This window comes from Streptomyces sp. DH12 (genome assembly GCF_020873895.1).
Classification (GTDB): Bacteria; Actinomycetota; Actinomycetes; order Streptomycetales; family Streptomycetaceae; genus Streptomyces.
This window is the reverse complement of sequence record NZ_JAHWGT010000054.1, coordinates 25,048-33,215: the sequence shown is the minus strand read 5'-3', so window position 1 is coordinate 33,215 and position 8,168 is coordinate 25,048. Positions and strand designations below refer to the sequence as shown.

The window sequence follows — 8,168 nt, the reverse complement described above, 5'->3', positions numbered from 1 at the left end:
CCGGGGGGGGGTCCTACGGGGGCCGCGGCCCTGCTCCCGTACCCGTACACGTACGCGGCCGTGCGGGTGCCCGGGCGCACGCGCCCACGACCCGTACGCCCCGCCCGGCCCTCCCGGCCCCGTACGGCCGCCACGCGGCCTTCCGTGCGGTGGCACCCGTCCGGACCGTCCGGACCCGCCGTCCCGGGCCCGTACCGGCCGGAGGGGGAAGCCGGAGGAGGAAGGAGCCGCCCGCCATGCCAGCCGAGCGCACACCGCTGCCGCCGCCGGACCCCGCCCGCACCGCCGACCGGATGCTCCGCGGGGCGCTCCGGCACAGCGCCGGGCACACCGCGGCCCTCCTGCTCTGCTCCCTCGCCTCCGCCGCCGCCACCCTCGCCGAACCGGCCGTCCTCGGCCGCACCCTCGACCTGCTGCTCGCCGGCGACGACCGGGCGGCGCGCTGGACCGCGCTGTGCGCGGCGCTCATCACGGCCGACCTCTTCCTCGACGCCGCCGTCGCCCAGCTGACCGGCGTCACCAACGCCCGGACGACGCGCAGGCTGCGCATCCGGGGCGTGGCGGGGCTGCTGCGGGCCGCACCGCACGACGCCGCCCGGTTCCCGCCCGGCGACCTCGCGACCCGGCTGACCGCCAACGCCGCGGAGGCGGGCACCGTGCCCGCCGGCGCCGCGGCGACCGCCGCCTCGGTCCTGCCTCCGCTGGGCGGGCTGGTCGCGCTGTTCCTCATCGACTGGCGGACCGGCGCCGCCTTCCTCGCCGGCGTCCCGGCGCTGTGGCTGCTGCTGCGCGCCTTCGCGGCCGACTCCTCCGACAGCGTCCGGCACTACCAGGCGGCGCAGTCGCGGATCGCCGCGCGCCTGGTGGAGGCACTCGCCGGGGCGCGGACCGTCGCCGCCGCGGGTACGGCGGCCCACGAGCGGCGGCGCGTCCTCGAACCGCTGCCCGAACTGGCCCGTGAGGGACGGCGGATGTGGCGGGTGTACGGCCGGGCGGTGGCCCGCAGCGGGGTGCTGCTGCCGCTGCTGGTGTGCCTGGTCCTCGCCGTGGGCGGGCTGCGCCTGGCGTCCGGGGCCATCGGCGTGGGCGAGCTGCTGGCGGTGTCGCGGTACGCCGCGCTCGCCGCGGGCGTGGGCGCGGTGGCCGGGCTGCTCGGCGCCCTGGTCCGCGGCCGCGCCGCCGCCCGCCGCGTGGCCGAGCCGCTGGGGCTGCCGCCCCTGCCGTACGGGGACGGGGCGTTGCCGGCGGGCGGCCCGGGCACGGTGGAGCTCCGCGGCGTGTCGGTGGAGCGCGACGGCGCCGCCGTCCTGCGGGACGTGGACGTCGTACTGCCGGGAGGCGCCCGGGTGGCCGTGGTGGGCCGTTCGGGCGCCGGCAAGTCGGTGTTCGCGAGCGTCGCGGGGCGGCTCACCGACCCCGACGCGGGCGAGGTGCTGCTGGACGGGGTCCGGCTGGACTCCCTCGGCGAGGCGTGCCTGCGCCGGGAGGTCGGGTACGCGTTCGCACGCCCGGCGCTGTTCGGCGCGACGGTCGGCGACGCGTTGGCGTTCGGGGTGGACACGCCCCCGGACGGGGCGCTGCGCGCGGCCGCGCGGGCAGCCGGCGCCGACGGCTTCGTCGAGCGGCTGCCCGCCGGGTACGACACGCCGACCGACCGGGCGCCGCTGTCCGGCGGCGAACTGCAACGCCTGGGCTTGGCACGGGCGTTCGCGCACACGGGCCGGCTGCTGATCCTGGACGATGCCACGTCGAGCCTCGACACGGTCACCGAGCGGGAGGTCGAGCGGGCGCTCGCCCGTGACGTGCGCCCCGGTACCCGGCTCGTCGTCGCGCACCGGCTGTCCTCCGCCGCCCGCGCCGACCTGGTGGTGTGGCTGGAGGAGGGACGCGTACGGGCGGTCGGGGCGCACGCCGCGCTGTGGCGGGACCCGGAGTACCGGGCGGTGTTCGCCGTACGGGACCCGTCGGGCTCCGACGGGCCCGCCGGAGCCGGGGGGCGCGGGGGCGGGACCGGGTCGACGTGCGCGGAGGCGTGCGCAGAGGTGATCGGGGAGGCGGTCGGGGACGTGACCGGGACGACGTGCGGGCCCCGGCTGCCGGTGGAGGGGGCGGAGGCGGAGGGTCCGGAGGTGGTGGCAGCCGGGGAGCCGTCGGCGGGCGCCGCGCCGCCCGGGGGCGCGGCGGGAGCGGGCCGCGGGGCGGGCCGGTGAAGGGGCGGGGGGCGCTGCGCCGCCTCGCACCCCAGGCCCGCCGGTTCCTGCTGCGCCGGCGACGCGCGCTCCTGGTCCTGACCGGCTGGTCCCTGCTGGAGTCCGCGCAGACCTTCTTCCTGGGGTACGGGGTGGCCCGCGCCCTGGACGACGGGTTCCTCGCCGGGCGTCCCGGCACCGGGCTGCTGTGGCTGTCGGTCGCCGCGGGCGCGGCGCTGGTCGGCGGCCTGGCGATGCGCGGGGTCTTCGCCGGGCTCGCCGAGCTCGTCGAGCCGCTGCGCGACGGCCTGGTGCGCCGTGCGGTGGCGCGGGCACTGGCCTCGGCGGTCGCCGGCCCGGCGCGCGCCGGCGGCACGGCGGGCGACGGCGCGGCGGCGGTGTCCCGGCTCGTCCACCAGACGGAGATGGCCAGGGACGGCTTCGCGGGGCTCGTCCTCGCCGGGCGGTCGTTCCTCTTCACCGCGCTCGGGGCGCTGCTGGGCATGGCCTCCCTCGCGCCCGCGCTGGTGCTGGTCGTCCTGCCGCCGCTGGTGCTGGGGCTGGGCCTGTTCCTCGCGACGCTCGCGCCGATGGCCGCGGCGCAGCGCGCCTTCCTGGACACCGACGAGGCGCTGTCGGCCGAGGTCGGCGCCGTCGGCGCGGGGCTGCGGGACGTCGTGGCGTGCGGGGGACGGCGGTCGGTCGCCGAGGAGGTGGGCGGGCTCGTCGCCGCGGAGGAGCGCCTGGCCCGCCGGTTGGCCCGCTGGGCGGGGGTGCGGACCCTCGCCCTGGGGGCGGCGGGGAGGCTGCCCGTCGTCGCCCTGGTGGTGGCGACGCCGTGGCTGCTGGCGCGGGGGGTCACCGCGGGCACGCTGCTGGGAGCGCTCACCTACCTGGTCCAGTCGCTGCTGCCGGCGGTCCACGCCCTGATGAGCGCCCTGGGCGCGGCGGGCACCCGGCTGGTGGTGGTGCTCGACCGGTTCGGCACCTCCGAGCCGGCCCTGCCGGGGGACACCCCGTCACCGGCCCCCGCCCGCCCGGTGGAACAGCCGGGGGCGCGCACCGGCGGCGGTGCGCGGCAGGGCGCCGCAGGGTCCTCGGCCGCGGCCGAGCTGCGCGGGGTCACCTTCGCCTACGGCCCTCGGGCGCGCCCGGTCCTCGACGGGCTGGACCTCGTGGTGGAGCCCGGGGAGCACCTGGCGGTCGTGGGCCCCAGCGGCATGGGCAAGTCCACGCTCCTGGCCGTCCTCGCCGGGGTGCTCGCCCCGTCCGGCGGCACCGTGCTGGTCGCCGGTGCCCCGGCCCGGCCGGGCGGCCCGCCCGGACCCGACCCGCGCCGCGCCCTGCTGCCCCAGGAGGCGTACGTCTTCAGCGGCACCGTCCGCGACAACCTCCGCTACCTGCGGCCGGACGCGCCCCCCGGCGACGTCGGGGCGACGGTGGAGGCGCTGCGCCTCGGCCCGCTGGTACGGCGGCTCGGCGGCCTGGACGCCACGGTCGACCCGTCCGCGCTGTCGCAGGGCGAGCGGCAGCACCTGGCGCTCGGGCGGGCCCACCTCTCCCCCGCTCCCCTGCTCCTCCTGGACGAGGCGACCTGCCACCTCGACCCGGACACGGAGGAGCACGCGGAGCGCACGCTCGCGGCACGTCCCGGCACCCTGGTCGTCGTCGCCCACCGACTGTCCTCGGCCGTACGGGCGGACCGCGTGCTGGTACTGGACGGGACACGGTCGGCGTGCGCCCCGCACGAGGCCCTGCTGGAGGTGTCGCCGCTCTACCGCGACCTGGTGGGTGTCTCGCCGGTCTGAGGTGACCGGGCCGGCCCCACGAGGTCCGGTGGCCGCGAGTCCGGCGTCCGAAGTCCCGGTGGTCGCAGGTCCGGTGGCCACTCCGGGCGGCGCCAGGCCGGGGTCACACCCATCCTGCGCCCTGCGTTATCCGTATCGCGTCGATGCGGTTGCGCGCGCCGACCTTCCGGGTGGCCGACGCCATGTAGTTGCGCACCGTGCCGTTGGACAGGTGCAGGCCGCGCGCTATCTCGGCGATCGTCTCCCCCTCGGCCGCCCGGGCGAGCACGCTCAGCTCACGGGCCGTCAGCGGCATCCTGGACGCCTCCAGAAAGCCGAAGGCGAGCGATTCGTCGACGAATCGCTCGCCCCGCGCCACCTCGCGGATGGCCCGCACGAGCCGGCGTGGGGAACCGTTCTTGTCCACGAACCCCAGCACCCGTGCCTCGAACGCCTTGCGCAGCGCCCCCGGTCTGGCCGCGGAGGCCAGCACCAGCAGCCGCGTGCGCGGGTCGAGCGCCGCTCCCCCGTCCTGCTGCCCGCCCTCCAGGATGCTCGCGGCACCCGGACAGTCGAGGTCGACCACGCACACGTCCGGCCGTAAGGACTCCGCGCTCCGGCGGGCGGCGCGCCAGCCCGAGTCGAACACGTCGAACGACTCCTCCGATCTGAGCAGCGCCGACAACGCGGACCGCATCAGGCCGACGCTGTGCAGCACAAGGACCTTCGTCATGACGGTTTCCCCTCCCGGTGGACACCCGGCCGACGGACCGGGCGCGGGCACACGGCGATGCCGCGCGCATGCCACCCATGCGACTGCCCCGCTCCGCCGCGCGGGAACATCGCGGTGGGGCGTAAGGGGGCGCACGATTCGACTACGTGGGCGCCCCTTGTGCATCCACGCGCTTGTGTGCACCTCTTACCTCAACCGGCGTACGCGTGGCAGAGGAAGCTCGGACGGCGCCTCGGCCCGGGGAGCGCCATGGGCACACGCTCGCCCGGCCAGCGGGGCCTGACCCGCCGTACCGGCCGTCGCCGGGCACCGATGCCGGGCGCCTCAGGCCGGCGCACTGCCGGGGGTACGGGTCACTCCGTCACGGGCACGCACTCGGCGAGCAGGTCGACGACGTCGCGCCACGCCCGCTCCGCGTGCCGCGGGTGGTGGCCGACACCGGGGAGCACGGCCTGGTCGACCGGCGGGTGGTGGAAGGCGTGCAGGGCACCGCCGTAGACCGTGAGGCGCCAGTCGACGCCCGCAGCCTGCATGTCGGCGGCGAACGCCTCCCGCTGGGCGGGCGGCATGATCGGGTCCTGCGAGCCGACGCCGGCCCACACCGGGCAGCGGATGCGCGCCGCCTCCCCCGGCCGGCCGGTGGTCACGGCGTTGACCGTCCCGATCGCGCGCAGGTCGACGCCGTCGCGCCCCAGTTCCAGCACGATCGCGCCGCCGGTGCCGTAGCCGACGGCGGCGATCCGGTCGGGGTCGGTCCGCGGTTCGGCGCGCAGCACGTCGAGCGCCGCGTGGCCGATGCCCCGCATCCGGTCGGGGTCGGCGAGCAGCGGGGTGACGTGCGCCAGCATCTCCTGGGGGTCGGTGAACCAGCGTCCGCCGTTGATGTCGAAGGCCAGTGCCACGTACCCGAGGTCGGCGAGCGCGTCGGCCCGGCGGCGCTGGAAGTCGTTCAGCCCCGGCCCCTCGGGCCCGATCAGCACCGCGGGCCGGCGGTCGGCACCGGCGGGGAGCGCGAAGTGCCCGATCATCGTCAAGCCGTCGGCCGGGTAGGCGACCGTGCGCGTGGTGACCGTCATGGGACCGGACTGTAGTGATCGCCGCGCCTGTTCGGACGGATGTTCACCGCCGTCGGACGGCGGCCGGGCCGCCGTCCGCTCCGCCCGGGCGCGGGCGCTGCCGCCGGCGACGCACCCGGGGTCGGGCCCGTAGCCTGCGCCGTATGGCTGACGAGGGCTACACGGACCCGCGGCTCGCCGCGCTGTACGACCCGCTCGACACCGACCGGGGCGACCTGGACGCGTACGTCCGCGTGGTCGAGGAGTTCGGCGCCCGCCGTGTGGTGGACATCGGGTGCGGTACGGGGGTGTTCGCCCTGCTCCTCGCCGGGGCGGGCGTGGAGGTGGTCGGGGTCGACCCCGCCGCCGCCTCGCTCGACGTGGCCCGCCGCAAGCCGGGGGCCGCGTCGGTGCGGTGGATCCTCGGCGACGCGTCGGACCTTCCTCCCCTGGGGGCCGACCTGGCCACGATGACGGCGAACGTCGCCCAGGAGATCACCGGCCGGGAGGAGTGGCGGCGGACCCTGCGGGGTGCTCGCGCGGCGCTGCGGCCGGGCGGCCGGCTCGTGTTCGAGACGCGTGACCCGGCGGCACGCGCCTGGGAGGGGTGGAACCGGGAGGCGTCGTACCGCGTGACGCGGGTGCCGGGCACCGGCACCGTCGAGAGCTGGGTGGAGGTGACCGACGTGAGCCTGCCGCTGGTGGCGTTCCGCTGGACGTACGTCCTCGCCGCCGACGGGCGGGTGCTCACCTCGGAGTCGACGCTGCGGTTCCGCGGGCGGTCGGAGGTCGAGGCGGACCTGCTCGCCGAGGGGTACGTACCGCAGGAGGTGCGTGACGCGCCCGACCGGCCCGGCCGCGAGTTCGTCTTCTTGGCGGGTCGCCCCTGAACCCGCCGCCACGCGTTCCCCCACCCGCCGTGCCGCGCCCCGCGGCCCCTTCGGCGCTTCCTCCAACCGAGCCGCAGATGCCATGGAGGAAGGGAACAATCCTTGCAGCTGCGATGCCGTGGGGCCTAGCGTGGCGCACATGCAGTCCTACACAATCGGTCAGGCCGCGCGGCTCCTCGGGGTGAGCCCCGACACCGTGCGGCGCTGGGCGGACGCCGGCCGGGTCACGACCCACCGCGACGAGGCGGGCCGCCGCCTCATCGAGGGGCGCGACCTGGCGGCCTTCTCGATCGAGGTCGCCCAGGGCGGGACGGAGGACGAGGACACCCCGTACACCTCCGCCCGCAACGCCTTCCCCGGCATCGTCACCGCGGTCAAGCTCGGTGACGTCGCGGCCCAGGTCGAGATCCAGGCCGGGCCGCACCGGCTCGTCTCCCTCCTCACCCGCGAGGCCGTCGAGGAGCTGGGGTTGGAAGTCGGCATGCGGGCCACCGCCCGGGTGAAGTCGACCAACGTGCACATCGACCGCGCCTGACCGCACGCGCCCGCACCGGCGGGAGCGCCCGCGCCCAGGCGGCCCACCGCCCGCGCACCGGCGCCCCGCCCGTGCGCACGCCCCACCCGGGAGTCCACCGCCATGTCCCGCACCACCACCACTCGTCCCGCCCCCCGCCGCCGACGTGCCGCCGCCGTCCTCGCGGCCGCCCTGCTCCTGCCGCTCGCCTCGTGCGGTACGGGCGGGGCCGACGGCGGCCCTTCCGCGCAGGGCGCGAACGGCGCGCGCCTGACCGTCCTGGCCGCCGCCTCGCTCACCGACGCCTTCACCGCGGCCGGCGCCGCGTACGAGCGCTCCCACCCCGGGACGAAGGTCACCTTCTCCTTCGCCGGTTCGCAGGAGCTCGTCGCGCAGGTCCGGCAGGGCGCCCCCGCCGACGTGCTGGTCACCGCCGACACCGCCAGCATGGAGAACGTGCGGGGCGAGACCGGCACCCCCGCCGTCATCGCGAGGAACCGCCTCGTCATCGCCGTCGCCGAGGGCAACCCCCGGGGCGTCGACACGCTGGAGGACCTCGCCGACCCGAAGCTGAAGGTGGTCCTCGCCGCGCCGGAGGTGCCCGCCGGGAAGTACAGCGCGAAGGTCCTCGCCGCGCGGAAGGTCGTCCTGAAGCCGGTCTCCGAGGAGCCGAACGTCCGGGCCGTCCTGAGCAAGGTCGAGCTCGGCGAGGCCGACGCGGGACTGGTGTACCGGACCGACACCGAGAGCGCCCGCGACAAGGTCGACGCGGTCGCCGTCCCCGACGAGCGGAACACCGTCGCCTCCTACCCGGCTGCCGTCCTGAAGGACTCGGAGGAGGCACAGGCCGCCGCCGCGTTCGTGGCGTGGCTGTCCGGACCCGAGGCGCAGGGCATCCTGCGGGACGCCGGCTTCCAGCGGCCCTGACCCGGCGGTCGCCCCGCCGACCGGGCCGGAACGCCCCCCGCGTCCCCGCCCCGGCCCCGGCGCCTCCCCGACG

At 77.6% G+C, this 8,168-nt stretch carries 7 protein-coding genes; 5 read left to right on the top strand and 2 right to left on the bottom strand.

What is annotated here, in order from left to right; genetic code table 11:
- The first annotated feature begins 293 nt into the window (after window positions 1-293).
- The gene (locus LPA54_RS31130; RefSeq protein ID WP_228984076.1) at window positions 294-2,210 is read left to right on the top strand and encodes an ABC transporter ATP-binding protein; all 1,917 of its coding nucleotides are present in this window, start codon (window positions 294-296) and stop codon (window positions 2,208-2,210) included.
- Window positions 2,207-3,997: an ABC transporter ATP-binding protein gene (locus LPA54_RS31125; protein ID WP_228984073.1), complete on the top strand. Its 1,791-nt coding sequence runs from the start codon at window positions 2,207-2,209 to the stop codon at window positions 3,995-3,997. The genes LPA54_RS31130 and LPA54_RS31125 overlap by 4 nt, the downstream gene beginning before the upstream one ends.
- A gap of 103 nt (window positions 3,998-4,100) precedes the next feature.
- On the opposite strand, the gene LPA54_RS31120 is transcribed toward LPA54_RS31125, so the two are convergent.
- Window positions 4,101-4,709 carry a response regulator transcription factor gene (locus LPA54_RS31120; protein ID WP_228984071.1) on the bottom strand — a complete coding sequence of 203 codons (609 nt, stop codon included), beginning with the start codon at window positions 4,707-4,709 and terminating at the stop codon, window positions 4,101-4,103.
- 353 nt (window positions 4,710-5,062) lie between these two features.
- Entirely contained in the window at window positions 5,063-5,785 is a 723-nt protein-coding gene (locus tag LPA54_RS31115) for a dienelactone hydrolase family protein (RefSeq protein WP_228984068.1), read from the bottom strand.
- Between the two features lie 143 nt (window positions 5,786-5,928).
- Here LPA54_RS31115 and LPA54_RS31110 point away from each other — a divergent pair, with 143 nt between their 5' ends.
- From LPA54_RS31110 to modA, 3 genes are all read left to right on the top strand, one after another.
- Entirely contained in the window at window positions 5,929-6,654 is a 726-nt protein-coding gene (locus LPA54_RS31110) for a bifunctional 2-polyprenyl-6-hydroxyphenol methylase/3-demethylubiquinol 3-O-methyltransferase UbiG (RefSeq protein WP_228984066.1), read from the top strand.
- A gap of 139 nt (window positions 6,655-6,793) precedes the next feature.
- On the top strand, window positions 6,794-7,189 hold the full coding sequence (locus tag LPA54_RS31105; RefSeq protein ID WP_228984064.1) for a molybdopterin-binding protein: 396 nt from the start codon (window positions 6,794-6,796) through the stop codon (window positions 7,187-7,189).
- A 102-nt stretch (window positions 7,190-7,291) separates the two neighbouring features.
- Entirely contained in the window at window positions 7,292-8,095 is an 804-nt protein-coding gene (gene modA / locus LPA54_RS31100) for a molybdate ABC transporter substrate-binding protein (RefSeq protein WP_228984063.1), read from the top strand.
- Window positions 8,096-8,168 lie beyond the last annotated feature (73 nt).